This is a genomic window from Pedobacter sp., assembly GCF_965227205.1.
Lineage (GTDB): Bacteria > Bacteroidota > Bacteroidia > Sphingobacteriales > Sphingobacteriaceae > Pedobacter.
The window spans coordinates 4297230-4323958 of record NZ_OZ245727.1; the positions used below are offsets into that span (position 1 = coordinate 4297230).

The window sequence follows — 26729 nt, forward strand, 5'->3', positions numbered from 1 at the left end:
TTATTCAATGCCATAACGCTCCATTTTGGCATAAAGCGTTTTTCTATCAATATTTAAAATTTTTGCCGCTTTAGATTTGTTGTGCCTAACTCTTATCAATGTTTCAGTAATCAAAGCTTTTTCGTTTTGCTCATTCACCGCCTTTAAATCTGATGAATTTCCAACGGCTGTTTGTTGATTTACAGAAATCATCATTTCATCTGGTAAAGCTTCAATTTTGGCAACATCGCCTTGCGTTAACAAAACCATTCTTTTAATTACATTACTTAGTTCACGTAAATTTCCTGGCCAATCGTAGTTTAAAAGTAGTGCTTTTGCATCAGCAGATACGGCTTTCACATTTCGGTCTAAATCACGGTTTGAAAGCTGAATAAAATGATTTATAAACAACTCTAAATCGCTTCCTCTATCGCGTAGCGGAGGTAATTGAATTTTAAATTCGTTTAAACGGTGATACAAATCTTCCCTAAATTCGCCTTGTTGCATACTGCTTGCCAAATCATCATTTGTTGCGGTAATAATTCGCACATCAACCTGAATTTGTTTTGTACTGCCCAATGGCTGAATAATCCTCTCTTGTAAAGCCCGCAACAGTTTAATCTGAACTTCGTAACTTAAATTGCCAACTTCATCTAAAAATAAAGTTCCACTATCGGCGGCCTCAAACTGACCTTTTTTATCATTTAAAGCACCTGTAAAAGCACCCTTTATGTGTCCGAATAATTCGCTTGCAGCCAAATCTTTTGATAATGCACCACAATCAATTGCAACAAAAGGTTTATCAGCCCTTTTACTTTGCTGATGTAAAGTTCTGGCTGCAAATTCCTTTCCTGTACCACTTTCACCCTGTATAATTACCGACATATCTGTCGGGGCAACCAAAGCGATGTGCTCATATAATTTATCGGCAATTGCACTCTTGCCTTTAATAAAATCTGTTTCAGTAACGGTTTGATTGGTACTTTTTTCGTCTTTTTTAGTGAGGGAATTTTTAATCACCATTAAAAGCTCATCAGGATTAACAGGTTTTGTAATGTAATCGAAGGCACCCATCTGCATAGATTTTACAGCTGTTCGAACATCATTAAAACTTGTCATTATAATTACCGGCGTAAAAAGACCTAGGCCACGGGCATGAGTTAAAACCTCTAAGCCCACTCCATCCGGTAGGCGATAATCTACAAGAAGTAAATCGAATTCCTGATTTTCGAGAAGTTTAAAAGACTGTTTTACATGGGTTACGAGTGTTACCTCATGTTTGTTTTTAGATAAAAAACCTTCAAGTAATTGAGCAAATGTTGTATCGTCTTCTAAAATCAGAATTCTCGCCATACAACAAAAATAAGAAAAGCCAGTTAAAAACTGGCCTTTCTTGTACTAGATAGATGTAATATTTGGGGTTATTGAACCGGTTTACCGTCTTTATCAATTTTAACCGAACCAGTTTCTGCTTCTTTTTTAACATTGATTAGGTAATATTCTTTTGTACCTTCTTTAACAGACCAAGCTTCAGTAGCTGTCCAACCTTTGTACGCATCAGATTTTAATGCTGTTGTTACTGGCTCTGGCAATTCTTCTAATTTAACCGGAGTTTTTGTGGTACTATCTTGAACTGCAACAATTGCAGTTGATTTGAAATCTTTAACTTCACTTGCTTGTACTGCTGTAAATCCTGCTACAGCTAATGCTGCTGATAAAATGAACTTTTTCATGGTATTATGTTTTAATTTTTGTGTAGCCTAATAAAAGGCTACACTAATGGTTAATTATGCCTAAAAAGGCGTGTTATATTTGGGGTGTGATTCGACTATTGTACTGGTTTACCGTCTTTATCAATTTTTACCGAACCAGTTTCTGCTTCTTTTTTAACATTGATTAGGTAATACTCTTTTGCACCTTCTTTAACTGCCCAAGCTTCAGTAGCTGTCCAGCCTTTGTAAGCGTCAGATTTTAATGCTGTTGTTACTGGCTCTGGCAATTCTTCTAATTTAACCGGAGTTTTTGTAGTGCTATCTTGAGCTGCAACAATTGCAGTTGGTGTAAAATCTTTAACTTCGCTTGCTTGTACTGCTGTAAATCCTGCTACAGCTAATGCTGCTGATAAAATGAACTTTTTCATAGTATGATTTTTTAAAATTTAATATTTGTAACAATACTTGCTAATGTTTCATAATGGTGCCAAAGCTGGTACGCTTAATTATTCTGTTGATTTTCAATGATTTAAAATTTAATGTCACTTTTGAATGTGTAGAGTTTCTCCACACATTGGGGGTAATAACAGCAGTTTTAGAGGCTGCTTACTTCGATTTGAAATATTTAACTGTGTAATCCGGGTTTTTGTAAAGCAAAAACTGTAGTTCTATTTAGGTTTCAGCCCGCTATTCTTTCCAATCTTTTTATCAGGCACTGTCATGCTGAGGCACGAAGCATCTGTTTCATCGGCTGTAGATGCTTCGTGCCTCAGCATGACAGATTATTCAGAGTTGCAGCAACAAAAAGTATTTCCACTACTATCGGGTTTAGATAACTTCTGTTTGTGTAAGAAATAGAAAGCAGCTTCCCTTCATCTTTAATTAAAGGATCGTCGTTGTCATTACTAAATTAGAACGGTTGTCAGTCTGAGCCTGTCGAAGACCTTATTTGAATTGATAAATTGAACAATTGTCCTTCGACAGGCTCAGGATGACAAGTTTTTCATTTTCATCCCTCTTTGATATATGACTGTTAAAGGATAGTTAAAGCCGTATAAATAAAATTTTCAAAATTTTTTTATCAAAAGAATATTTTTTTCTATACTTGCAGCCCGATTAAAAGCCTCCTTAGCTCAGCTGGTAGAGCAACTGACTTGTAATCAGTAGGTCATTGGTTCGATTCCGATAGGAGGCTCTTTTCTTCTCAATTGTTCATCCAACAATTTTCAGATTTTTATCAAAATCTAAGTTTTACAAAGCATTTTACTTCTTTGCAACATTACAAATCGTAAGTTCGCTTTATGTTACAATATTTTTCTGCCGATTGGATATTTCCTGTAAATGCTCCGCCGATAAAAAATGGTGTGGTTGTTACCAAAGAAAATGGTGAAGTAGTTAATCTTCTTACAGAGAATGAATCGAAAGACTTAAACGTTCAAAAATATAAAGGAGCAATCGTTCCTGGCTTTATAAATACACATTGCCATTTGGAATTGTCGCACATGCTTGGGCAAATCCCAGAAAAAACAGGTTTAGTCGAATTTGTGAAACAGGTTATAAAAAGCAGGCAAAGCAACGAACAGCAAATTAAATCGGCTATGGAAATTTCCGATAAGCAAATGTTCGATAATGGTATTGTTGCTGTTGGTGATATCTCCAATCAAACTATCTCAAAAGAAATTAAGCTTAAGAGCGAGATTTACTACCATACATTTGTAGAAGCTATGGGTTTTAATCCCGACAGGGCAGAAGCAATTATGCATTATTCTAAAGAAATTAAGGATGGTTTTTCGCCGTTATCTGCTTCTATTGTGCCGCATGCACCATATTCTGTTTCTACAGGACTTTTTAAATTAATAAATGCTGCGGTAGAAGAGAATAGCTTTATCAGTATCCATAACCAGGAAACTAATGATGAAAATGCTTTCTTTGAAAATAAACAAGGCGGCTTTTTAGATTTATATGATTTTTTAGGATTGGATATCGAATTTTTTAAACCAACTGCGAAATCATCTTTACAAAGCTTTTTGCCATACCTTAACAGTCTAAAGACTTTGCTTGTTCATAATACGGTTTCAAATAAGGAAGATATTGATTTTGCAAAAAAGACAAATCCAGATTTGTATTGGTGTCTTTGTCCGAATGCTAACTTATATATAGAAGATAAATTACCTGATGTAGATTTACTCGTTAACGAAAAGGTGAAAATCACATTCGGAACAGATAGTTTGGCAAGTAATCATCAGTTAAATATTTTAGCGGAGATGAAAACCTTACAAGCTGCAAAAAATATTAATTTCGAGAAACTTTTAAGTTGGGCGACGATAAACGGTGCCGATTTTTTAGGCATAGAAAAAGATTTGGGAACTATTGAAATTGGTAAAAAACCTGGTTTGAATTTAATTCAACTATCCAATAATTTCGAAATTGAAAGTGATAAGGTAACTAAACTTGTTTAAGAATTTATGAATCTAATCTGCAAGCTTTTTAATATAAAATATCCAATAATACAAGCCGGAATGGTTTGGTGTAGTGGCTGGAAATTAGCTTCTGCTGTGTCTAATGCTGGTGGTTTAGGAATTATTGGAGCAGGTTCGATGTATCCTGAGGTATTAAGAGCACACATTCAGAAATGTAAAATCGCAACGGATAAACCTTTCGGTGTTAACATTCCTTTACTGTACCCGAATATTCAGGAAATTATCGATGTTGTAATTGAAGAACAAGTACAAATCGTTTTTACTTCAGCGGGTAATCCCGCTACGTGGACAAGTATTTTAAAGCAGCATGGTATTATAGTTGTGCATGTAATTGCCAATACTAAATTCGCTTTAAAAGCTCAGGAATCCGGAGTTGATGCAATTGTTGCAGAAGGTTTTGAAGCGGGTGGACATAATGGTCGGGAGGAAACTACAACAATGTGTTTAATACCTATGATTAAAGATGCTGTAAACATTCCGGTAATTGCTGCGGGAGGTATTGCAAGTGGAAAATCTATGTTGGCTGCAATCTCACTCGGTGCTGATGCTGTTCAAATTGGTTCTGCCTTTGCCGTTGCTGCGGAATCATCGGCACATCAGTCATTTAAAGATAGGATTATTTCATCTGCAGAAGGCGATACAAAACTGGCAATGAAAAAATTAGTTCCCGTTAGGTTGTTAAAAAATGAATTTGCCGATGCTGTTGCTCAGGCTGAAGCAGAAGGTGCCGGTAGAACTGAATTAATGGAATTATTAGGCAGGGCAAGAGCCAAACTCGGCATGTTTGAAGGCGATATGGAAAATGGTGAACTCGAAATCGGTCAAGTATCAGCTATGCTGAATAAAATTAAACCTGCAAAACAGATTCTTAAAGAAATTTGGACGGAATACCTTTCAGGATTAGAGAGAATTAAGGATTTACATGATGAATTGCAGCACTAAGCATCTGATAAGCATTTGGAATGTTAACTTTGCAACATTAAAAAATTCAACATTAAATATCAATGAAGCATTTCAATATCATTATTACCGGGAAAGTTCAAGGTGTAGGTTTTCGTGAAACAACAAAAATTATTGCCAATCAAATGTCGGTTAATGGTTTTGTTAGAAACGAAAAAGATGGCTCTGTTTATATTGAAGCTGAAGCCAATGATATTTTTCTTGAAGAATTTGTAAACTGGTGCCATGAAGGACCCGATCGTTCGAGAGTTGAAAATGTTTCTGTAAGCGAAGGCGAAGTGAAGGATTATCGTAATTTTGAAGTTTTAAGAAGTAAATAGATTTCATTGTATTGTAATCTAAAATCGTAAATCCAAAATCTGAAATCAAATTGTCTGTATATAAAAAATTTGTTGGGCAAACAATGGTTTATGGTATTAGTACTGTATTCTCAAGATTGTTCAATTTCATTCTAACACCGATTTACACAGGAGTTTATCCCGCAGGTGTATATGGTATTTTTACTAATATGTACGCCAATGCCTCGCTAATAAATGCGGTTTTGGCTTTCGGTATGGAAAGTACTTATTTCAGGTATTTGAATAAATTCGAAGATAAAAAACAACAGGTTTACAATAATTCATTTTTATGTATTGCCTTTGTTTCTACCCTTTTTCTCGTAACAGGATTAGTTTTTTCCAACTCAATCGCCGCTTATCTTGCTACTAAAGTTTCTGAAATACCTGATTACAAACAATACGTAAATCTGTTTTTATGGATTTTGTATATAGATGCGATTTGCGTAATTCCGTTTGCCAAACTTCGTGCTGATGGTAGACCAATGAAATATAGTGCTGTTAAATTCCTAAATATTGGCTGTTTTGTAGGATTTAATCTGATCTTCATTTTTGTTTTACCAGCTATTATAAAAAACAATTGGATTGGAGCTTCATGGCTTGATTCGTGGTATCGCCATCAATGGATTGGTTATGTATTTGTGGCTAATCTTATCGCAAGTTTGGTAACGTTTATTGCTTTAATACCCGAATTTTTAAAATTGCAATTGAGATTTGATAAAGCTTTATTCTCGAATATGTTTTCATATAGCTGGCCCATTCTCATCGCAAATTTGTCTTTCATCGTTAATGAGAATCTTGATAAAATTGTACTGAAAGAATTATTGCCTGCAGACATTGCAAATGCCCAAGTTGGTATTTATGGAGCCGTTTGCAAAATCGCAATTTTCTTAAGTATTTTTATTACTGCATTTCGTTTAGGGGCAGAACCATTTTTTTTCAGTCATGCTAAAAATGAAAACGCAAAACAAACCTACTCCGTAATTCTTCAATATTTTGTTATTGCATTGGCAATATTGTTTGTAGCCTTAGTTGCCAATATAGAACTTCTTAAGTTTTTTATTAGAAAGGAAGAGTACTGGGTAGGATTACCCGCTGTACCCTATTTGCTTTTAGGCTATGTTTTTTTAGGGATATACATGAACTTGTCTATTTGGTATCGTCTTTCAGATCAAACCCGATTCGGATTATACATTTCAGTTGTTGGTGCAATAATTACCATTGTATTAAATATAATTTTGATTCCAAAATTTGGCTACATGGGTTCTGCGTGGGTTTCGATGGCAGCTTATGCAACCATGACTATCATTTCATACATTCTCGGACAGAAATATTACCCTATTCCATACAACCTTAAGAAAATATTAATCTACTTGGTGATTTCAACTATTATAGTTTTTACCTCGTTTTTTGTATTCAACAGAAATATTTATATCGGTAATGCGATGTTAATTGCCTTTGTTGCAGGCATAGCTTATTTTGAGAAAAATGAATTAATGAAGCTTTTAAAACGATAGTTCTTAATCATTAAATCACTAATTCAATCACCCATTCATTCAATATTGTGCAATGGCAATAATTTATTAATTTTACTACTTGCCTATTAAATTATGAAAAAATACATTTTTCTCGCTTTAATTGGATTTAGTCTGAAAGCTTATAGCCAGATGCCTCCTGTAAATACAAATCAGGATAGCAATATGGTAAAGCAGCTTTTCTTTGCTGGCCTACGCGAAAAAATGTCTGAAAATTTCAGTGTTGCATCAACAACATTTAATAAGGTTGTTGCAATTGATGCAAAGAACCATGCGGCTTATTATGAGCTGGCAAGTTTAAACCTACGCCAGAATAAATTACCAGAAGCTGAATTAAATATTAAGAAAGCAATCGAGTTAAATGCAGGGAATAAATGGTATTTGCGATTATTAACTGAGGTTTATAAAAGAACCAATAATATGGCCGAACTCATTTCGGTGTTTAACCAGTTAATTACGCTTGAACCCGATAACGATATTTACTATTTTGATAAAGCGAATGCCCAATTAATATCAAATCAGGCCAGTGCCGCCAAAAAAACTTACGATGAAATTGAGGCAAAATTCGGGGCTTCGAGAGATTTAACAAATGCAAGAAGAAGGATTGATGGAGGTAATGCAACTGAAAGCGATATCATAAAATTATTAGAAGGCAACCAGGCCGATGTAAAAAATTACTTATACGCTGCAGGTTTATTACTTCAAAAAAATAATGATGCTGAAGCATTAAAAGTTTTACTAAAAGCACAGCAACTTGAACCAAAAAACTTTGAAGTTAATCTTGGCTTGGCTGATATTTATCGCAAGCAAAAAAATGATGATGCGGCTTTTGCCTCGTTAAAACTGGCTTTTGAAAGTGAAGAAATGCCAATTGACGAAAAAGTTAAAATTTTAGCTGCGCTTTTCCCAAAAATTGAAGAATCTGTAGTTGCAAAGAACATTACTGCATTAAGTAAAAGCTTAGCAGAAGCGAATCCTAACGATGCGAAATCACTTGCGTTTTATGGCGATGTGCTGTATCAGCAGAACAAATTAAAAGAGGCATTGGTTCAATATCAATCTGCATTAAAACTAAACGAGCAAGTTTACGCAGTTTGGGAGCAGGTAATTAACATTCAAACTTTGCTTGGTCATTATTCGGATGCTGTTAAACTTGGCGATGAGGCCTTAACCATTTATCCAAATCAGGCAAGCCTATACTATTACATGGCTTATGCTTTGTATAAAACCGGAAAATACGATGTTGCTCAAAGCAACCTGAAAAATGCACTTCAACTCGATGTAGATAACAAGAGTTTGCAAGCACAGGTTTATGCACTACAAGGCGATATTTTTATCAATCAGAATAACTTTTCGCAAGCCAAAATTGCGTTCGAGAAAGCGATTTCAACTGAGCCGGATAATTATCTGATTATGAATAATTATGCCTATTATCTTGCACTTAGAAATGATGATTTGGCAAAGGCTGCTAAATATGCCGAAACTGCGGCTAATGCGATGCCCAATTCCCCATCGGTAGCAGATACTTACGCTTACATTTTGTTTAAACAACAAAAGTACGATTTAGCCAAAACCTGGATTGAAAAGGCTTTACAAAACAATACTAACAAAAACGGTGTTTACTTGGAGCGCTATGGAGATATTCTTTTTATGAAAGGTGAAAAGGATGCTGCGGTTAATCAATGGCAAAAGGCAAAAGAAGCTGGAAATGGCTCAGAAGTTTTAACAAAAAAAATCAATGAAAAGAAATATTTTAAATAGTCTGCTAATCCTCTCAACATTATCAATTTTTGCTGCGTGTAAACCAAAAAAAGAAATTGTTGTTGCCCCGCCAACTACTACAGCACCTAAAACTGATAATTCTAAAGCCGAGACTTTAACCTTGCTTAATAGCAAACAGCTTAAGTTTAATACACTTTCATTAAGGGCAAAAGCTTCGCTTGATATTGCAGGCGATGCTAACGATGTAACTATGAATTTCAGGATGAAAGATAAAGAAGTAATTTGGGTGAGTATTACGGCTTTAGGCGGCATGGCAGAAGTTGCAAGGGCTTTAATCACACCAGATAGTATTAAAATTCAGAATAAATTTAAAAGCGAATATTTAAAAAAACCTTTCAGTTACATTTACAACTTTACCAATAAGCAAGTTAATTTCAATACGTTGCAAGCCATATTAACAGGGAATGCAATGGGCGAATTTCTTACTGATAAATCTGTTTTAAAGCAAGAAGGTGATGCTTGGATTGTATCTGGAAGTAAAGAGAGTTTAGATTATCGTTTGTTGTTCAATACACTTTTTAAAGTTGCAGAAACTAACCTTAACGATTCTAAAAACGGACAAGCACTTAAAGTGAATTATTCTGATTATCAAAAGTTTAATGAATCTCTTTTTCCTGGTAGTTTAAAAATCAACACCTTATCAGCAACTAAGAAAATCAATATTGATTTACAATATGTAAAAATTGATGGCAATGTTCCGGTAGATTTTCCGTTTACAGTACCAAAGCGATATACAATTGTAAAATAATTTCTTTAGTTTAAAAGGAGAAAATCTTTTCCATTGATTGAATTTCTTCTGAAAATTTTACAGTTTGGTAATGTCGTTATGGGCATGAAGATTTTGTGAAGAAGAAATCTATAATGCCCTTTTGTAACTTAATTTTAATACTTTATACTGTAAAATTTTTATACTTTTGGCTTAATGAAGCTACACAAACTCCTAATCATCCTGTTTTTAAGCACTATTGCCCTTTCTGCTACAGCACAAACTGAAAGCCAGTTAAGGAGAAAAAAAGAAGCTATACAGCGAGAAATTGAGCAGCTACAAAAAAATCTAAATAAGGCTGCAAGTGGCAAGAAACTAACGTTGCAACAAATCAATGCGATTAATGCTCAAATTAGGCTTCGTCAGGATAAAATTGGTACCATCAACTCGGAAATAAAAAACCTCGATAACCAAATCTCTCAGAATACAAATACCGTACATACGTTACAAGGTCAGCTTGGCGATCTAAAAAAAGAGTATGCAGGGATGATTCGCTTTGCGCAACGAAATAGAAATGCTTACGAGAAAATGATGTTCGTTTTTGCTGCAAGAGATTTTAATCAGGCCTACAAACGAATTAAATACTTGCAACAATTTAGTCAATACCGTAAAAAACAAGCTGGTTATATAGAAAATACGCAAACCGAATTAAACGGAAAAATTAAGGTTTTGGATAAGACTTTAAGAGAAAAAAGTGAGCTTTTAAAAGAGCAAGAAAGAGAGCGTGAGCGTTTAGGGAAAGATAAAAACCAGCAATCGGCAGCTTTAAATCAACTGAGCAAGCAAGAGCGCCAATTTAAGCAAGATATTGTTACTCGTAAGAAACAACAAGCACAGATAGAACGAGCAATTAGCGCTGCTATTCAGCGTGAGATTGAGCGAAGAAGGCGTGAAGAAGCAGAAGCTGCAAGAGTTGCTGCGGCAAAAGAAGCGGCTGCAAGAGCAGCAGCAATTGCGAAGGCAAAGGCTGAAAACAAACCAATTCCTGCTGCTGTAGCTCCGGTTAAAGAAAAAACGACCAACGAATTACTTACAAACGATGCAAGCTCTGCTAAATTGGCTGCAGGCTTTGAAAATAACCGAGGAAGATTACCTTATCCTGTTTCAGGAACCATTACTGAAAGATTTGGAGTACATAAAGTAGACCAGGCTAGTATGGATAATAAGGGTGTTAACATAACAGGAGCTGAGGGTGCGGCTGTAAGAGCTGTATTTGATGGCGAAGTATTTTTGGTGAGTTTAATTTATGGTAAATACGTTGTTGTAATAAAACATGGTAACTACTTTACTATTTATCAGAACTTACGTACAGTAAGCGTAAAAAAAGGCGATAAGGTTGATACCAGAGATGCAATCGGAACTTTGGCAAACAGTGGTGATGTTGCAGAATTGCATTTTGAGATTATGCGTGGGCAAACCAACTTAAATCCAGAAGCTTGGATTAGTAAATAACAATAGGCAATTAATGTTTATATTTGTATAAAATAGATTAGTGATGTATCAAGGCACGTTATTAGAGTTTTTAAATATGGGTGGATCTGAGATCGTACTCATTTTAGTAGTGGTTCTTTTGTTATTTGGAGGTAAAAAATTACCCGAATTAGCAAGAGGCTTAGGGAAAGGAATTAGAGAGTTTAAAGATGCATCTGATGGCGTAAAGCGTGAAATCCATAGAAATATTAATGCAATGGATTTAGATAAAGAAGAAGAACAAAATGCTACAAATACACACAGCCATCGTCATCACCCAACTGATGATTCTTCTGTTGATGAAAAAGTTGAAGCAAGTGCAGATAGCAATCATTCCTCTGTTAGCAGTACTCCCATTGATGAAAAAATTGTAACAGACAGTCAAAAAGTTTAAACTAAAAAGTTATGTTAAATACAACAATAGCAGCAATGCTTGGCACACCAGAAATTATCATTATTGCGGTAGTGGTACTTTTATTATTTGGTGGTAAAAAAATTCCTGAACTTATGCGTGGCTTAGGTAAAGGCGTTAAAGAATTTAAAGATGGTAAAGATGGTGTTGATGGAGAACAAGTTGATCCATCGAACCGCGACAAAACCGTTTAACACAAATTTTAAGTTTTGAAGAAATACAGCTCTCTTAAAGAGATACAAACGCTCATTTCGCAAAAGCAATTAACTTTACCCGATTTATTGGCTTATTATTTTAAGCAAATTAAAGCAAACGAACACCTCAATGCATTTAATGAGGTGTTTTTTTATTCGGCAGAGGCACAAGCGAAAGCAGTACAGCAAAAGATTGATGAAGGTACGCAAGGTAAGCTTGCGGGCATGGTTATCGGTATAAAAGATAATATTTGCTATAAAGATCATGTTGTTACGGCATCGTCTAAAATGCTTGATGGCTTTGTTTCTCCATATTCTTCTACAGTTGTACAACGTTTATTACAAGAAGATGCGATAATTATTGGTCGCTTAAACTGTGATGAATTTGCAATGGGCGGTTCAAATGAAACTTCCTATTTTGGAGCCGTAAAAAATGCTGCAAATCCTGAACTTGTACCTGGAGGTTCTTCTGGCGGTTCTGCAGTAGCTGTTCAGGCAGATATGTGTTTATCTGCACTTGGGACAGATACAGGTGGTTCTGTTCGTCAACCAGCCGCTTTTTGCGGACAAATTGGTTTAAAGCCAACTTATGGCAGAATTTCAAGGTATGGTGTAATCGCTTATGCTTCATCATTTGATCAGGTTGGGCCAATAACTTCATCAGTAGAAGATGCCGCAATCCTTTTACAGGTTTTAGCAGGCGCTGATGAAAGTGATTCCACAGTTTCTCCATTAGAAGTTCCTGATTATTCAAGCCTTTTAATCAACGAGAAAAAACAAAAAATTGCCGTTTTAAAAGAAACGATAGAAAGTGATGCTTTAGATCCTGAAATTAAGGCTTCAATATTAAAATCTATTGAAGACTTAAAACAAAAAGGGCATAAGGTAGAATATGTATCTTTTGATCTGCTTGATTATCTTGTCCCGGCGTATTACATATTAACAACTGCAGAGGCTTCTTCCAATCTTTCGCGTTACGATGGCGTACATTACGGCTACCGCAATGAGGAAGCTAAATCACTAACTGACTTATATAAGTTTTCTCGTTCTGAAGGATTTGGTGAGGAAGTTAAGCGTCGTATTTTACTTGGAACGTTTGTTTTAAGTGCCGGTTATTACGATGCATATTACCAGAAAGCACAACAGGTAAGAAGATTAATCAGAGAAAAACTTGATGATTTATTTCAACAGTATGATTTAATTTTATCTCCTGTAGCACCTACGCCACCATTTAAAATTGGCGATAATTTACAAGATCCATTGGTGATGTATATGGCAGATATTTTTACCGTTTTACCTTCGTTGAGTGGTAATCCGGCTATCGCTTTGCCGTTGGGCAATAATAATGAGGGTTTACCGTTAAGTATTCAGTTTATAGCCAGGAATTTCGAAGAAGAAGCTTTACTAGCTTTTTCTCAGGCATTTTTAAAATAGATATTATTTTTCCGTATCGTCATGCTGAATTCAGTTCAGCATCTTTTTATTAATGGTTTTTGAGCACACTTAATTGCGCAACAATTTAGTTTTATATTGAACCAGAACGCATGATTAAAAAATTACTTTTTACTTGTATTTATGCTCTCATTGGATTTGTTACCACTTCATCGGCACAGCAAATTTTAAAAGCCGACAGCCTTTATAAAAAGCAAAATAATGTTTTCGTCAATACTGATACGGTTTCAGTTCCGCTGGCGATAGAAAATCCTTTGCTTTTAAATCAGAATTATATTTATAAACTTCGTTTAGATTCTGTAACCCGTACAGTTCCACTTCCGCATAACGAATACGTACAGCAGTACATTGATATTTATGTTAAACGTAAAGATATGTTTGGCAAAATGCATGGACTGTCTGATTATTATTTCCCGATTTTTGAGAAGGCATTAAAAGATTATAATATCCCGCAGGAGGTAAAATACCTAACAATTGTTGAATCGCAAATGAATCCGCATGCCATTTCCAGAGTTGGTGCAACCGGAATCTGGCAGTTTATGTTTGGTACTGGTAAAGCTTATGGTTTAAAAATGGATAATTATGTTGATGAACGTAAAGATCCGATTCAAGCCAGTTATGCAGCAGCAGCTTATTTTAGAGATGCCTTTGAAGAATTAGGCGATTGGCTTTTGGCTATTGCCGCTTACAATTGTGGAAAAGGGAATGTTAACCGGGCAATCGACAAAGCAGGTTCTCGTGATTTTTGGGAGATACGTCAGTTTTTACCAAAGGAGACGAGAAATTATGTTCCGGCATTTATTGCTGCGGTTTATGTAATGAATTATTCTGGTAAACATCAAATTACGGAGTTGGCAAGCAATATGATTTTGAAAACCGATACGATGCAGGTGAATCATTTTGTTTCTTTACAATCAATCGCAAAGGTTTTAGATATGGATGAAAGTGCATTATTTGCCCTAAATCCTTGGTACAAGAAAAAAATAGTTAACGGCACAGCCGATTTACCAAAACGTGTAATTCTTCCAAAGTTAAAGAGTGCTGATTTGGCAGGCCTTTATGATGTACTTAATAATGATGAATCGGATGGTAGTATGCGAATTATTGAGGCAAGTACTGATGATGTTCGTGAACTCCGAAAAAAGAAAGTTACTGTTCCAACATCAACTGCTATTGTTTATCATAAAGTTATATCTGGTCAGAATTTAACTGCTGTAGCCAATAAATATGGTATAGAAGTTCAGGATTTAAAGGTTTGGAATGGTTTAAAAAGTAAAACAATTGTTCCTGGACAAAAGCTTAAAATCTATGCTAAAAAAACCGTTGCCTTAAAAGCGCCGGCATCTTACTTAACTTATATTGTTAAACGTGGAGATACACTTTCTGAGATTGCTGAAAAATTTAATGGTGCTACGGTTCAAAGCATCCGCAAGGATAATCAGCTTGCCAAAGCAGGTTTGCAACCAGGTATGGTTCTGAAAATCAGTAAAGGATAGTAGTGGATTTTATCTCTTTTGCTTTTAAGAAAAAATAACTTTCCAAGGCTTTTGTTCGAACCTTCTTCGGTCTTTCTTTGAGAAAATGGTACTTTTCTCGAACAAGCTTCGAACAAGTCTCGAAGAAAGACCGAAGCAGCAATTTTGCAACATACTTTAATTAAACTGTAGATTTTAACCTATTCAACAGTCTCATTCTTTTTATTCAATAGCCTTTTTATTTTAAGCCTCATAAAAAGAATTGTACCTTTGTGCCGTCACTAATAAGTTACTTAATGAGTAATATCAATAGAAAGCAAGATGCGCTCGATTACCACTCGCAAGGGCGGCCAGGAAAAATACAAGTAGTACCTACAAAACCAACAACTTCGCAACGCGATTTAACTTTGGCTTATTCGCCAGGTGTTGCAGAGCCTTGTTTAAAAATAGCCGCTAACACGGATGATGTATATAAATATACTGCAAAAGGAAATCTTGTTGCTGTAATTAGTAATGGTACAGCCGTTTTAGGTTTGGGCGATATTGGTCCGGAAGCAGGAAAACCTGTTATGGAAGGTAAAGGTTTGTTATTTAAAATCTTTGCAGATATAGATGTATTCGATTTAGAGTTGGATACCAAAAATGTAGATGATTTTGTAAAAATCGTTAAAGCTTTAGAGCCAACATTTGGAGGTGTAAACCTCGAAGATATTAAAGCACCTGAGTGTTTTGAAATTGAGCGTCGTTTAAAAGAGGAAATGAATATTCCTGTAATGCATGACGACCAACACGGAACAGCAATTATTTCTGGTGCAGCATTGCTAAATGCAATTGAAATTCAGAAAAAAAAGATAGATAAAATTAAAGTTGTGGTAAGCGGCGCTGGTGCAGCAGCTGTTTCATGCTCTAAAATGTATCTGTCTTTAGGTGTAAAAGCAGAAAATCTGGTTATGTTCGATATTAATGGTTTAATTACTACCGAGCGTACCGATTTAGATGATATGCGAATGAGCTTCGCAACTACCCGCAAAGACATTAAAAATATCGGCGATGCCATGAAAGGTGCTGATGTTTTCATCGGTTTATCTGCAGGCAATGTTATCCAACCGGAAATGTTGGTTGGTATGGCAAAAAACCCGATTGTTTTTGCAATGGCTAATCCAAACCCCGAAATTGCCTATGAACTTGCGGTAAAAACCCGTAAAGATATCATTATGGCAACTGGTCGTTCTGATTATCCTAACCAGGTTAATAACGTATTGGGTTTCCCTTATATTTTTAGAGGCGCTTTAGATGTTCGTGCAACAACTATAAACGAGGCAATGAAAATTGCTGCGGTTAAGGCAATTGCTGAGCTTGCAAAAAAATCTGTACCAGAAGCGGTTAATTTAGCATATAATGCTCGTAACCTTAAATTTGGTAGAGATTACATCATTCCAAAACCAGTAGATTTTAGGTTAATTACCGAAGTTTCAATCGCTGTAGCAAAAGCAGCAATAGAAAGTGGCGTAGCCCGTAAAAACATCACCGATTGGGATGCTTACCATGAAGAATTAAGAAAACGTTTAGGCTTGGACGATGTTATCATGCGTGCCATCACCAATAAAGCTAAATCAGATCCTAAACGAGTTGTTTTTGCCGAGGCCGATAATTATAAAGTTTTAAAGGCTGCTCAAATTGTTAAAGATGAGGGTATTGCAATTCCGATTTTATTAGGAAACAGGGAAAAAATACAAGGTATTATAGATGCTCATGCCTTAGAATTAGATGGTGTTGAGATTATCGATCAGATGCAAAACCCAGCTAAAACCAAGCAATATGCTGATGCGTTGTACAAAAAGCGTCAACGTAAAGGGATTTCTGCAAGCGATGCTACAAAACTATTGAGAGATAGAAATTATTACGGTGCATCGATGGTTGAGTTTGGTGAGGCCGATGCTATGATTTCTGGTTTAACCAAAAATTATGGTGATACGATTAAGCCTGCGCTTCACGTAATCGGTGTAGATCCATCTGTAAAACGTGTTGCAGGTATGTACATGATGATGACGAAAAAAGGTCCTGTGTTTTTTGGAGATACCACTGTAAACGTAGACCCAACAGCTGAGGAACTTGTTGCTATCACTTTGCTTGTAGAGAAATCTGTTAAGCAGTTTAACATTAAACCTCGTGTTGCCTTATTATCTTACTCAAATTTTGGTTCTAACGATGGTGTAACGCCAGAGAAAGTAAGAAAAGCAGTTAACATATTGCATAAAGACCATCCTGAAATAGTTGTTGATGGAGAAATGCAAGGAAACTTTGCCATAAATAACGAACTTTTAAAGGATAATTTCCCTTTCAGTACATTGGCTGATGCACCTGCAAATACACTAATTTTCCCTAACCTTGAGGCAGGTAATATTGCGTATAAGCTCTTACAAGAACTTGGTGGAGCAGAAGCCGTTGGTCCGATTTTACTAGGCCTAAACAAACCTGTTCATATTGTACAACTTGGTAGTTCGGTACGAGAAATTGTGAATATGGTAACCATTGCAGTGGCTGATGCTCAAGCTAAAGAAGAAGCTGCGGGAATAGGTAAGCGAAAAGGTCTTTTTACAAAAACAGCAGTAAAAAAAGTAATTTCTTAATTGCTTTTAACAGTAATTAAGCTTAAATTAATAATCTAAAATTGTAATCCGGAATCTCAAATATGTACGCCTACATTGATGGTAAACTTACCTTTAAAAACCCTGCCTATGTTGTAATAGAAGCAGGAGGAATAGGTTTTCATATTAATATCTCATTAAATACATACAGCAATCTTCCTGCTACAGAAAGGTGTAAGCTTTACACCTGGCTGCATGTTAAGGAAGATGGACACACATTATACGGCTTCGCTGATGAGGGCGAACGCCGTTTATTTTTGCATTTAATTTCTGTTTCGGGCATTGGCCCGAATACCGGGAGAATGATTCTTTCATCGATTACGCCTACAGAAATTCAGGCTGCAATTGTTAATGCAGATTACCCTTTAATTCAACGTATTAAAGGTTTGGGTGCCAAAACTGCACAACGCCTTGTTCTGGAGTTGCAGGATAAATTAAAAAAGGAAGGTGTAGATTCATTAATTTCTATGCCTCAACACAATACCGTTAAAGATGAAGCGTTATCAGCATTAGTGATGCTCGGTTTCGCCAAACAAACAGCCGAAAAAACTATCGATCAGATTTTAAAAGTAACAGAAGGAACGCTTTCGGTAGAGCAGCTAATTAAACAAGCCTTGAAGAACTTATAGACTAACCGCCTTTGAAGAGAATATTTACCCTATTAATTCTCATCCCACTTCTATTTGCCGTAAATAACAGCTTTTCTCAAGTTGTTACTGGCAAAGCGGATACCGCCTTGTTAAAAAATAATTTCAGTCTTCGCGAAAAGCAATTACTGGGCTTAAGTCCTAGTACAAATCCTTTTTATCCACTTCCAAATGGATTAAAAAGAGTTGTTGAGTTTGACGCTAAAAACAAGCGGTACATTGTAAAGGATTTAGTTGGCGATAAATACGTAACCAGCACTCAATATTTAACACTCGATGAATATCAGCGATTGATAAATAGCGAAATTAAACGAGGGAACTGGAGAAGCATTTCTAATGCTGAGGTGAGTGATTTTAGAAATACAGGCGTTATTCCTCAAATACAGGTAAATAGCAAGGCATTCGAGAAATTATTTGGTGGTACAACTATCGATATTCAACCCCGAGGCGAAGCAGAACTTACCTTTCTTGGACGAACAAATCGGAATGAAAATCCTTTGTTTAATGAGCGACAAAGGGTTCAAACCAATTTCGATTTCAATCAAAGAATTCAAATGGATCTGATTGGAAATATTGGAACAAAATTAAAAATTAAGAGTAATTACAACACCGAGGCGCAGTTTGATTTTGAAAATCAGATTAAACTGGATTACACCGGCGGACCAGACGATATCATTAAAAAAATTGAAGCAGGTAATGTAAGCTTGCCTTTAAATACCAGTTTAATTTCTGGCACACAGGCTTTATTTGGTTTAAAAACGCAATTGCAGTTTGGGAAATTAAATGTTACCAGTGTTTACACGCAGCAAAAATCTCAATCGAGAGAAATTAAAATTACAAATGGTGCGCAATCAAATGATTTTAGAGTAGGTGCAGATAATTATGAGGCCAACCGTCACTTTTTCCTTTCTCAATATTTCAGAAATACCTACAATAAAAATTTAGCAAATGCTCCAATCATCACCTCACCAATACAAATTACAAAAATCGAGGTTTGGATAACCAATAAAGCCGGAAATACAACAGATTCGCGAGATGTTTTGGGTTTGATTGACTTAGGGGAAAGTGCTCCGTTTAACACCGCACAAATTACTGGAGGAGGTTCTGCACTTCCTGCCGGAACAACAGCTACCGGATTTACACAACAATCAAATACTTTGCTGCAAAACCTTCCGGCTGGAGCTAGATTTACAAACTCAAACGACGTAATTTCTTATTTTCAGGCTAACGGAGGTACAGATAACTTTGCAAAATTAATCTACGCCAGGAAACTAACAGACAGAGAGTTTACCTTTCAACCTCAGCTTGGCTATATCTCCTTAAATAATGGTTTAAATGGCGATGAAGTTTTAGCAGTTGCTTATCGCTATACGTATAACGGTGTGGAATATCAGGTGGGAGAATTTTCTACCGATGTTACTTTTGATGGAACAAATCCAAAGGTTTTATACGCCAAATTGTTAAAGAACGAAACAACTAAAATCAACTTACCAACCTGGGATTTGATGATGAAAAACATCTATTCTATTGGTGGTTATCAAATTAGTAGTCAGAATTTTAGGTTAGATATTTTTAGGATTGATAACCAGAGTGGTGTTGAAAGTCCGGTAATGACCGAAGGACAAAATACGGCTAATAAACAATGGATCAATTTAACAGAGTTTGATAGGTTAAATCCTCAGAATGAACGAAAATCGGATGGTGTCTTCGATTTTGTGCCTGCAAATAATGCTTTCGGTTCGGCAACAAATGCCTACACTGCAAATAATAGCTCAACCTTTGGTTCTAATTTAACAGGAACCGGATTATCAGCTTTGCTTAATAATACCAATACAGGTTACATCACAATAGATCCTGCTAATGGGCGAATTATTTTTCCGGTTATTGAGCCATTTGGAAAAGATTTAGCGGCTAAGTTTGCACCAGGAGAGCAAGCCCTAATTGATAAATATACTTACACCGCTTTGTATGATTCAACGCAAATCATTGCTAAGCAGTTATTTCAGGATAAAAATCGTTACGTTCTAAAAGGTCATTATCAATCTGATGTTTCATCAGAATTTAGTTTAAATGCGATAAATGTTCCCGAAGGTTCGGTTAAGGTTTTTGCCGGAACAATGCCATTGGTAGAAGGTGTTGATTTTACAGTCGATTATCAGGGTGGTCGGGTAAGTATTATCAATCAGGCACTTTTAATTTCTGGTCAGCCGATAAGAATTACAACAGAAAACAATGAGCTTTTCGGTTTACAACAACGTTCTTTATTTGGTACAAGGTTAGATTATAAGGTTAATAACAAGCTGAATTTAGGCGGTACGATAATGAATCTTACCGAAAAACCTTTAACACAAAAGGTTAATCTGGGCGAAGAACCAATTTCAAATACCATTTGGGGCGCAGATATTAATTATAGTTCACCTTCGAGATTTTTAACCAAGCTTGTAGATAAGATTCCATTAATTTCTACCAAAGCGCCATCGAGTGTTACTTTTTATGGTGAGTATGCTCAATTAATTCCTGGCCATCCGAGGGCTTTAAACTTTGCCGGAAGTAGAAATGGAGTAAGTTATCTTGATGATTTTGAAGCATCGAGATCTATCATTGATTTAAAAGGTGCAATTTCCTGGCAGCTTTCTGGTACGCCGCAACTTTTTCCTGAATCTCAATTAATTGATAACCTAGAATATGGTTACAACAGGGCAAGAGTTGCATTTTACAACATCGACCCAACTTTTTACAATGCTGCGGCATCTACAACGCCTGCTAATATTCGTAATAACCGAAATGAGCTTTCCAATCATTATGTGCGTGAAGTTATAGAGCAAGAAGTTTTTCCTTTTAAACAAACAGCAACCGGACAGGCTTTAAATATTACCACTTTAGATGTTGCTTACTACCCAACGGTTCGTGGTCCTTACAATTTCCGAACTACGGGATTTAACAGAGATGGAGCATTATTAAATCCACGAAATAATTGGGGCGGTTTCCAACGTAGAATAGAAACCAACGATTTTGAAGCACTAAACGTAGGTTTTATTGAATTTTGGGTATTAGACCCTTTCATCTATAATAAGAGCAATACAGCAGGCGGAGATGTCTATTTCAACCTTGGTAATATTTCTGAAGATATATTGAAAGATGGGCGAAAATCATTAGAAAATGGTTTGCCTGCAAATGATGATCCTACAAAATATGATGTAACCAATTGGGGTCGAGTTCCAAGATTGCAACCCGTAATACAAGCTTTTGATAACGATCCCGATGCACGTAGGGCACAAGATGTGGGTTTGGATGGATTATCGAACCAGAATGAAAGAACACAGTTTGCAAATGCCCTTGCAGCAATTAAAGCACAATTAAGTCCGGCTGCTGCGGCTATTATGGATGCCGATCCATCATCAGATGATTATGCATACTTCCGTGGCCCGGCTTTAGATCAAATTAATGCCGGTATTTTAAAACGCTACGAAAAATACAACGGACCAGAAGGAAACTCTAAAACCTCACAACAATCGCAAGCAGAGCTTGGCTTAGAAAATTCTGCTTCAACTTCGTTACCAGATGGTGAAGATATTAATCGCGATAATAATATGACGCAGAGCGATGAGTATTTTCAATACAAAGTTTCTATGCGTCCGGCAGATTTAGTTGTTGGTCAGAATTATATTACTGATAAAGTTACCTCATCCGTAAGATTGGCAAATGGAAATACTCAGTCAGTAACCTGGTATCAGTTTCGTGTTCCAATTGGAGATTATCAGCAAAAAGTTGGTAACATTCAGGATTTTAAATCGATTCGTTTCTTCAGAATGTTTATGACCAATTTCGCCGATACTACAATTATGCGTTTTGCAAAATTGCAGTTAATCCGTGGGGAATGGCGTGAGTTTAATACCAAGAATGGTGCTGATCAAGTAATTGTTGATCCGAGTTTACCATTGTTGACTCCGGATAACTCGACCGTAGAAGTTGCTACAGTGAATATTGAAGAAAACGGAAGACGCACACCAATTCCTTACGTTACTCCACCAGGAATTATCCGCGAAAGAGATTATAGCAATTACCGTGGAGATACACGTTTAAATGAGCAATCATTAGCGGTTACCGTAAAAACATTAAGAGATGGTTATGGACGTGCTGCATTTAAAACTGCTTACAGCGATTTCCGTTCGTATAAACGTTTGGAAATGTTTGTTCACGCAGAGGCGATAAACAATCAGATTTTAAACGATGGTGATGTTTCGGCTTTCTTAAGAATTGGAACAGATAATCAGGATAACTACTACGAATATAATATTCCGCTAAAAATTACAATGCCTGGAACTTCTGATCCGGATGCAATCTGGCCTGAAGCAAACCGAATGGATATTGATTTAACCTTGTTCCAAAATGCTAAACTTGCCCGTAATGTTGCAAAACAACCCAACGGACAGCCTTGGCCAATAAATACACCTTTCACTTATTCTGATGGTGTGAGAACAATTATTGTAAAAGGACAACCGGATATGAGTAAGGTTAGAATTTACATGTTGGGCGTTAAAAATCCACTGAGAAATTTAGCCAATCCGGAAAGTGATGATGGTTTGGATAAAAGTGTTTTGGTTTGGTTTAATGAGTTGCGCTTAACCGAATTTGATGAGCGTGGAGGTTGGGCGGCAACTGCCAGATTGAACTTAAAACTAGCTGATTTTGCAGATGTAAATATTTCCGGAAGTAAATCTACAATTGGCTTTGGATCTATTGATTCTCGCGTAAGTGAAAGAAACAGAGCAGATAATGTTTTGCTTGATGTTTCTTCTGCTGTAGAACTGGGCAAGTTTTTACCTCAAAAATCGGGTGTAAAAATACCAATGTTTGTAAGTTATTCTAAGCAGGTTGCAACGCCTCAGTTTAATCCAAAAACACCAGATATTGAACTGAAAAATGCATTAGATCAGGCCACTAAAGAACAAAAAGATTCGATATTAAATTTCTCTCAAGATTATACCGTTAGGCGAGGTATAAATTTTACAAATGTTAGAAAAGAACGAACCAATAATACAAAACCAGTTCGCCTTTGGGATATTGAAAATTTCTCTGCGAGTTATGCCTACACACAATATGATCATCGCGATTTTATAAATCAGAGCAGTATTCAGAATAATTATAGAGGTTCGTTACAGTATAGTTATTCAAAGGAATCTAAAAGTTATGCGCCTTTCGAAAAAATTATAAAGTCCAATATGCTTTCAATATTGAAAGATTTCAATTTTAGTATTTTACCAAGTGCTATAAATTTCCGTGTAGACGTTGATAGGTTATATTCAGAAAATACACTGAGAAATAACGACCCGAATAATACCATTCCATTACTACAGAATGGATATGGTACAACTTTCAATAAAAATTTTAGAATGAGCCGTTTGTACGGAATTGCCTGGAATTTAACCCGTTCATTACAACTCGATTTTAACGCAACAAATTATTCGATAATTGATGAACCTGACGGCAGAATTGAAGGTTTAAAGCGTGATACTGTTTGGCAGAATTTAAAACGTTTGGGCAGAACTACAGATTATAACCACAACCTAAATGTAACTTATGCTGTGCCGATTAACAAAATTCCTGGCTTAAACTGGGTAACTTTATTAACAAAATATGGTACAAACTTTAACTGGCAAACCGAACCTTTGGCAACCTTGAACGATCCGAATATTAATTTGGGAAATACCGTTCAAAATAGCAGAAACATTCAGGTCAATCCAACATTTAATTTGAATGGCCTTTACAGTAAATTTGGTTTTATCCGCAATGCGAATAATAGCGAAGAAGGCGCAGGTGCAAAGAAATTTTTTATCAACCTTTTAACCAGTATAAAAAATGTTAACCTAAACTATGTACAAACAAAAGGTACATTTTTACCGGGTTATTTACCAAGAACCAGATATTTGGGAATTGATAATGTTACCGGAGCACCAGGTTTAGGTTTTGTATTTGGAAGTCAGCGAGACATTAGAGATATGGCACTGAACAACGGTTGGTTAACAACAGATACGCTCCAAACGCAGCAGTATATAAACACACTTCGTGAAGATTTTCAGTTAACGAGTCAAATTGAACCAATTAAAGATTTAAGAATCACGTTGAGGGCGAACCGGGCGCAAACCAGAAACTTTTCTACTAATTTCAGGTATGTTGCAAGTGTAGCTTCATTCGAAAATTTAAGCGCAATTACAACTGGAGACTACAGCATTTCTTATATCGCGATAGGAACAGCTTTCAAAGAGAATAACGCTAGCACAATTTCTACATTATATAACAGGTTTATTTCAAACCGTATTGTAATGTCAAGACGTTTAGGTGGTCAAAATCCAAACTCAGTTGGCAGCACAAATGGTTATGCTGATGGTTATGGTAAGGAAAGTCAGGATGTTGTTATTGCCGCATTCTTAGCCGCTTATTCTGGTAAAGATGCAAGTAATTCAAAATTGAGTTCTTTCCCTAAAATTCCGCTTCCAAACTGGAGTTTAACCTACAACGGACTTACAAAAATTCCTTTTATTGCAGATAGATTTTCATCTGTTGATTTAAAACATGGCTATCGTTCTGCGTACAATATTAATGGTTACAATTCATTACTTCGCTATCAAGAAAATAATGGTTTTGTTAGCACCAGAGATGCAAACAATAACTTTTTGCCACAATTTCAGTTTGCCCAGGTTACGGTTTCAGAATACTTTTCGCCATTAATAGGAATTGATACCCGTTTAAAAAATAACATAACCGCCAACATCGAATTAAACCGTTCTCGCTTATTGGGTTTAAGTTTATCTAACAGTCAGTTGGCGCAACTTTCAGAAAATAATGTTGTTGTAGGCTTTGGTTATCGTACCAATAAATTCCGTTTTCCTTTTGGATGGTTTAAAAGCTTGAAGATGGATAACAACATGGATTTCAAACTTGATGTTGCCATTAGAGATAATAAAACAGTTATTTACAGAACAGTTGCTGATGGAAATAACCAGGAAGTAGCGCAAACCGAAGTTTCTTCAGGAGCAAAGAATATTACGTTAAGACCAAGTGTTGATTATGTGTTAAACCAAAAGTTTAACATCAGGTTATTTTACGATTCAAACATCACCAAACCTTACACATCACAAACGTTTAATACATCGTTTAGTAATTTTGGTTTTAGCTTGAGGTTTACTTTGAATTAAATTATTGTTGAAAGGTAGAGAACTGATTGTGGAATAAATATACTTTCGTCATCCTGATTGCATGAAACAATTTCCACTTATAATTTTAATTGCATGTTTAAGCTCATCTGCATTCTCTCAAATTCAAAATGAAGATAGCGGGATTGTAAAAACAATGCAAAGGTTAGCAGATACTACGATTATATTACAGTATCCCAGCGTTTGGTCTAGAGATCCAAAAATACAGTTCTTAAGTAAGAAGGGCGATACAATAAATATATACGATTATAAGCAGCCAAAATACACTCTCAAAATAAATAGCACTCTACCTAAAGCAATGGCGAGGGCAATTTATGGTAATCATTATAATGAATTTTGGAGGGAATCAGTATCAATCAATAGATTTTTCAGAGTTGTTGATAAATCTCCAGATTCCCTTAGACTAATATGGAAACAAGTCATAAAACTTAGGCCTTGGAAAATCAATGATGATGCTATTGACGGAGAGGGATGCCCACTAGTCAAGGGCAAAGGAGTAATGACAATTGACGATGCAGGTGGAATTTATATCTTGTTAGTAACCAAAACCTCGATTAAGCCCTTAAACTTCTATGCGCTTCATGATTACGAGAAGTTCTGTCCTGGTAGGAAAGGAAGACAAGCGGCAATTAAATTAACAAGTATGTTTTATAATGTATTTAAGGAATAAACTTGCTCAAATAGATTGGCAATATCATTTTAATGTTACCTCCTAATATTGCTTTCATCAAACTAATATGTATTTTTGAGCCTAACAAATCGCTGCGGGTGATAAAATACCAGTAAATCGATTTGATTGTTACTGTAACTAACAAAACTTATTGATAAACAAATAATTATACAAATGAATTTTCCATCAGAATTAAAATATACTAAAGACCACGAATGGGTTAAAGTAGAAGGAAACGAAGCATATATCGGTATTACTGATTTTGCACAGCGTGAACTAGGTGATATCGTTTATGTTGATATCAATAGTGTTGGTACTGAAGTAGCTGCTGAAGAAGTTTTTGGTACTGTTGAGGCTGTTAAAACCGTTTCTGATTTATTTATGCCAATTGCAGGTACAGTTTTAGAAGTTAACGCTGAATTAAACGATAATCCTGAATTGGTAAATTCTGACCCATACGGTAAAGGCTGGATGGTGAAAGTTTCGTTATCAAATGCTGCAGATGTAGACGCTTTACTTACAGCAGAAGCTTATCAAGCATTAGTTGGCGCCTAATTCGACAACATTGTTCAAAGCACTAAAAACACAAAAATGGGCCATTTTATGGACAGTTGTGACTTTAGTGCTTTGTAATATCCACCTTCCGGAGAAAGAAGGAGCTGGTTTTTTCTTTACAGGATTTGATAAAATGGCTCACTTGGGTTTCTTTTACATTTTATCTGTTCTGTTGTTTTACGGAAAAATCAATTATCAACACAGTTTTGGTTTCAGAACCTTAACAATTTTTAAAATAATACTGATTAATGCAATAATTGGTGGCGGAATTGAGTTATTGCAATGGAAAGTTTTTACTTATCGCTCTGCCGAATGGTGGGATTTTACAAGCGATATGTTAGGCTGTTTTATGGCTGTGTTTAGTTATGTTTTATTGCATAAATTAAATTTTAATGAAAAAACCAATTAGTTTAATCTGCTTATTTATAGTAATTACATTAAGT

20 protein-coding genes and 1 tRNA gene are annotated in these 26729 nt (G+C 35.8%); 18 read left to right on the forward strand and 3 right to left on the reverse strand.

What is annotated here, in order from left to right; genetic code table 11:
- From ACO05K_RS18640 to ACO05K_RS18650, 3 genes are all read right to left on the reverse strand, one after another.
- Positions 1–1332, reverse strand: coding sequence for a sigma-54-dependent transcriptional regulator (locus tag ACO05K_RS18640; RefSeq protein WP_421945917.1), 1332 nt, complete (start codon positions 1330–1332; stop codon positions 1–3).
- A 68-nt stretch (positions 1333–1400) separates the two neighbouring features.
- On the reverse strand, positions 1401–1712 hold the full coding sequence (locus tag ACO05K_RS18645; RefSeq protein WP_421945918.1) for a hypothetical protein: 312 nt from the start codon (positions 1710–1712) through the stop codon (positions 1401–1403).
- A gap of 95 nt (positions 1713–1807) precedes the next feature.
- Positions 1808–2119 (reverse strand): hypothetical protein, encoded by a 312-nt coding sequence (locus tag ACO05K_RS18650; protein ID WP_421945919.1) that lies wholly within the window; start codon positions 2117–2119, stop codon positions 1808–1810.
- Between the two features lie 694 nt (positions 2120–2813).
- Between ACO05K_RS18650 and ACO05K_RS18655 the strand changes: the two genes are divergently transcribed.
- The 18 genes from ACO05K_RS18655 (at position 2814) to ACO05K_RS18740 (ending at position 26695) form a co-directional block, all read left to right on the forward strand.
- Positions 2814–2886: transfer RNA gene (locus ACO05K_RS18655), tRNA-Thr, on the forward strand.
- Between the two features lie 106 nt (positions 2887–2992).
- Entirely contained in the window at positions 2993–4150 is a 1158-nt protein-coding gene (locus ACO05K_RS18660) for an amidohydrolase family protein (protein ID WP_421945920.1), read from the forward strand.
- 6 nt (positions 4151–4156) lie between these two features.
- Positions 4157–5113: an NAD(P)H-dependent flavin oxidoreductase gene (locus tag ACO05K_RS18665; RefSeq protein WP_421945921.1), complete on the forward strand. Its 957-nt coding sequence runs from the start codon at positions 4157–4159 to the stop codon at positions 5111–5113.
- Positions 5114–5175: 62 nt separating this feature from the next.
- Entirely contained in the window at positions 5176–5451 is a 276-nt protein-coding gene (locus ACO05K_RS18670; protein ID WP_421945922.1) for an acylphosphatase, read from the forward strand.
- Between the two features lie 50 nt (positions 5452–5501).
- Complete coding sequence (locus ACO05K_RS18675) at positions 5502–6983, forward strand: lipopolysaccharide biosynthesis protein (RefSeq protein ID WP_421945923.1); 1482 nt, start codon at positions 5502–5504, stop codon at positions 6981–6983.
- Positions 6984–7076: 93 nt separating this feature from the next.
- The gene (locus ACO05K_RS18680) at positions 7077–8762 is read left to right on the forward strand and encodes a tetratricopeptide repeat protein (RefSeq protein WP_421945924.1); all 1686 of its coding nucleotides are present in this window, start codon (positions 7077–7079) and stop codon (positions 8760–8762) included.
- A complete protein-coding gene (locus ACO05K_RS18685; RefSeq protein WP_421945925.1) occupies positions 8740–9531 on the forward strand; it encodes a DUF4292 domain-containing protein in 792 nt (263 codons plus the stop codon). The genes ACO05K_RS18680 and ACO05K_RS18685 overlap by 23 nt, the downstream gene beginning before the upstream one ends.
- Before the next feature lie 174 nt (positions 9532–9705).
- Positions 9706–11001 (forward strand): murein hydrolase activator EnvC family protein, encoded by a 1296-nt coding sequence (locus ACO05K_RS18690; protein ID WP_421945926.1) that lies wholly within the window; start codon positions 9706–9708, stop codon positions 10999–11001.
- 43 nt (positions 11002–11044) lie between these two features.
- A complete protein-coding gene (locus tag ACO05K_RS18695; RefSeq protein WP_421945927.1) occupies positions 11045–11413 on the forward strand; it encodes a Sec-independent protein translocase subunit TatA/TatB in 369 nt (122 codons plus the stop codon).
- Positions 11414–11424: 11 nt separating this feature from the next.
- Positions 11425–11625 (forward strand): Sec-independent protein translocase subunit TatA/TatB, encoded by a 201-nt coding sequence (locus ACO05K_RS18700; RefSeq protein ID WP_029287719.1) that lies wholly within the window; start codon positions 11425–11427, stop codon positions 11623–11625.
- A gap of 15 nt (positions 11626–11640) precedes the next feature.
- On the forward strand, positions 11641–13059 hold the full coding sequence (gene gatA / locus ACO05K_RS18705; RefSeq protein ID WP_421945928.1) for an Asp-tRNA(Asn)/Glu-tRNA(Gln) amidotransferase subunit GatA: 1419 nt from the start codon (positions 11641–11643) through the stop codon (positions 13057–13059).
- A 110-nt stretch (positions 13060–13169) separates the two neighbouring features.
- A complete protein-coding gene (locus ACO05K_RS18710; RefSeq protein WP_421945929.1) occupies positions 13170–14573 on the forward strand; it encodes a transglycosylase SLT domain-containing protein in 1404 nt (467 codons plus the stop codon).
- Positions 14574–14848: 275 nt separating this feature from the next.
- Positions 14849–17182: an NADP-dependent malic enzyme gene (locus ACO05K_RS18715; protein WP_421945930.1), complete on the forward strand. Its 2334-nt coding sequence runs from the start codon at positions 14849–14851 to the stop codon at positions 17180–17182.
- Between the two features lie 62 nt (positions 17183–17244).
- Positions 17245–17829 (forward strand): Holliday junction branch migration protein RuvA, encoded by a 585-nt coding sequence (gene ruvA, locus ACO05K_RS18720; RefSeq protein WP_421945931.1) that lies wholly within the window; start codon positions 17245–17247, stop codon positions 17827–17829.
- A gap of 11 nt (positions 17830–17840) precedes the next feature.
- Positions 17841–25043: a cell surface protein SprA gene (gene sprA, locus ACO05K_RS18725; protein WP_421945932.1), complete on the forward strand. Its 7203-nt coding sequence runs from the start codon at positions 17841–17843 to the stop codon at positions 25041–25043.
- 61 nt (positions 25044–25104) lie between these two features.
- Positions 25105–25731 (forward strand): hypothetical protein, encoded by a 627-nt coding sequence (locus ACO05K_RS18730; RefSeq protein ID WP_421945933.1) that lies wholly within the window; start codon positions 25105–25107, stop codon positions 25729–25731.
- A gap of 174 nt (positions 25732–25905) precedes the next feature.
- Positions 25906–26286: a glycine cleavage system protein GcvH gene (gene gcvH / locus ACO05K_RS18735; RefSeq protein ID WP_421945934.1), complete on the forward strand. Its 381-nt coding sequence runs from the start codon at positions 25906–25908 to the stop codon at positions 26284–26286.
- Between the two features lie 10 nt (positions 26287–26296).
- On the forward strand, positions 26297–26695 hold the full coding sequence (locus ACO05K_RS18740; RefSeq protein ID WP_421945935.1) for a VanZ family protein: 399 nt from the start codon (positions 26297–26299) through the stop codon (positions 26693–26695).
- Positions 26696–26729: the final 34 nt, after the last annotated feature.

Bases quoted from the DNA above. Each gene is read 5' to 3' on its own strand.
- ACO05K_RS18645 (WP_421945918.1), bottom strand. From the start codon at position 1,712: ATGAAAAAGTTCATTTTATCAGCAGCATTAGCTGTAGCAGGATTTACA.
- ACO05K_RS18730 (WP_421945933.1), top strand. From the start codon at position 25,105: ATGAAACAATTTCCACTTATAATTTTAATTGCATGTTTAAGCTCATCT.
- ACO05K_RS18695 (WP_421945927.1), top strand. From the start codon at position 11,045: ATGTATCAAGGCACGTTATTAGAGTTTTTAAATATGGGTGGATCTGAG.
- ACO05K_RS18700 (WP_029287719.1), top strand. From the start codon at position 11,425: ATGTTAAATACAACAATAGCAGCAATGCTTGGCACACCAGAAATTATC.
- gcvH (WP_421945934.1), top strand. From the start codon at position 25,906: ATGAATTTTCCATCAGAATTAAAATATACTAAAGACCACGAATGGGTT.
- ACO05K_RS18680 (WP_421945924.1), top strand. From the start codon at position 7,077: ATGAAAAAATACATTTTTCTCGCTTTAATTGGATTTAGTCTGAAAGCT.
- ACO05K_RS18670 (WP_421945922.1), top strand. From the start codon at position 5,176: ATGAAGCATTTCAATATCATTATTACCGGGAAAGTTCAAGGTGTAGGT.
- ACO05K_RS18715 (WP_421945930.1), top strand. From the start codon at position 14,849: ATGAGTAATATCAATAGAAAGCAAGATGCGCTCGATTACCACTCGCAA.
- ACO05K_RS18640 (WP_421945917.1), bottom strand. From the start codon at position 1,332: ATGGCGAGAATTCTGATTTTAGAAGACGATACAACATTTGCTCAATTA.
- ACO05K_RS18710 (WP_421945929.1), top strand. From the start codon at position 13,170: ATGATTAAAAAATTACTTTTTACTTGTATTTATGCTCTCATTGGATTT.
- ACO05K_RS18665 (WP_421945921.1), top strand. From the start codon at position 4,157: ATGAATCTAATCTGCAAGCTTTTTAATATAAAATATCCAATAATACAA.
- ruvA (WP_421945931.1), top strand. From the start codon at position 17,245: ATGTACGCCTACATTGATGGTAAACTTACCTTTAAAAACCCTGCCTAT.
- ACO05K_RS18690 (WP_421945926.1), top strand. From the start codon at position 9,706: ATGAAGCTACACAAACTCCTAATCATCCTGTTTTTAAGCACTATTGCC.
- ACO05K_RS18685 (WP_421945925.1), top strand. From the start codon at position 8,740: ATGAAAAGAAATATTTTAAATAGTCTGCTAATCCTCTCAACATTATCA.
- ACO05K_RS18650 (WP_421945919.1), bottom strand. From the start codon at position 2,119: ATGAAAAAGTTCATTTTATCAGCAGCATTAGCTGTAGCAGGATTTACA.
- ACO05K_RS18660 (WP_421945920.1), top strand. From the start codon at position 2,993: ATGTTACAATATTTTTCTGCCGATTGGATATTTCCTGTAAATGCTCCG.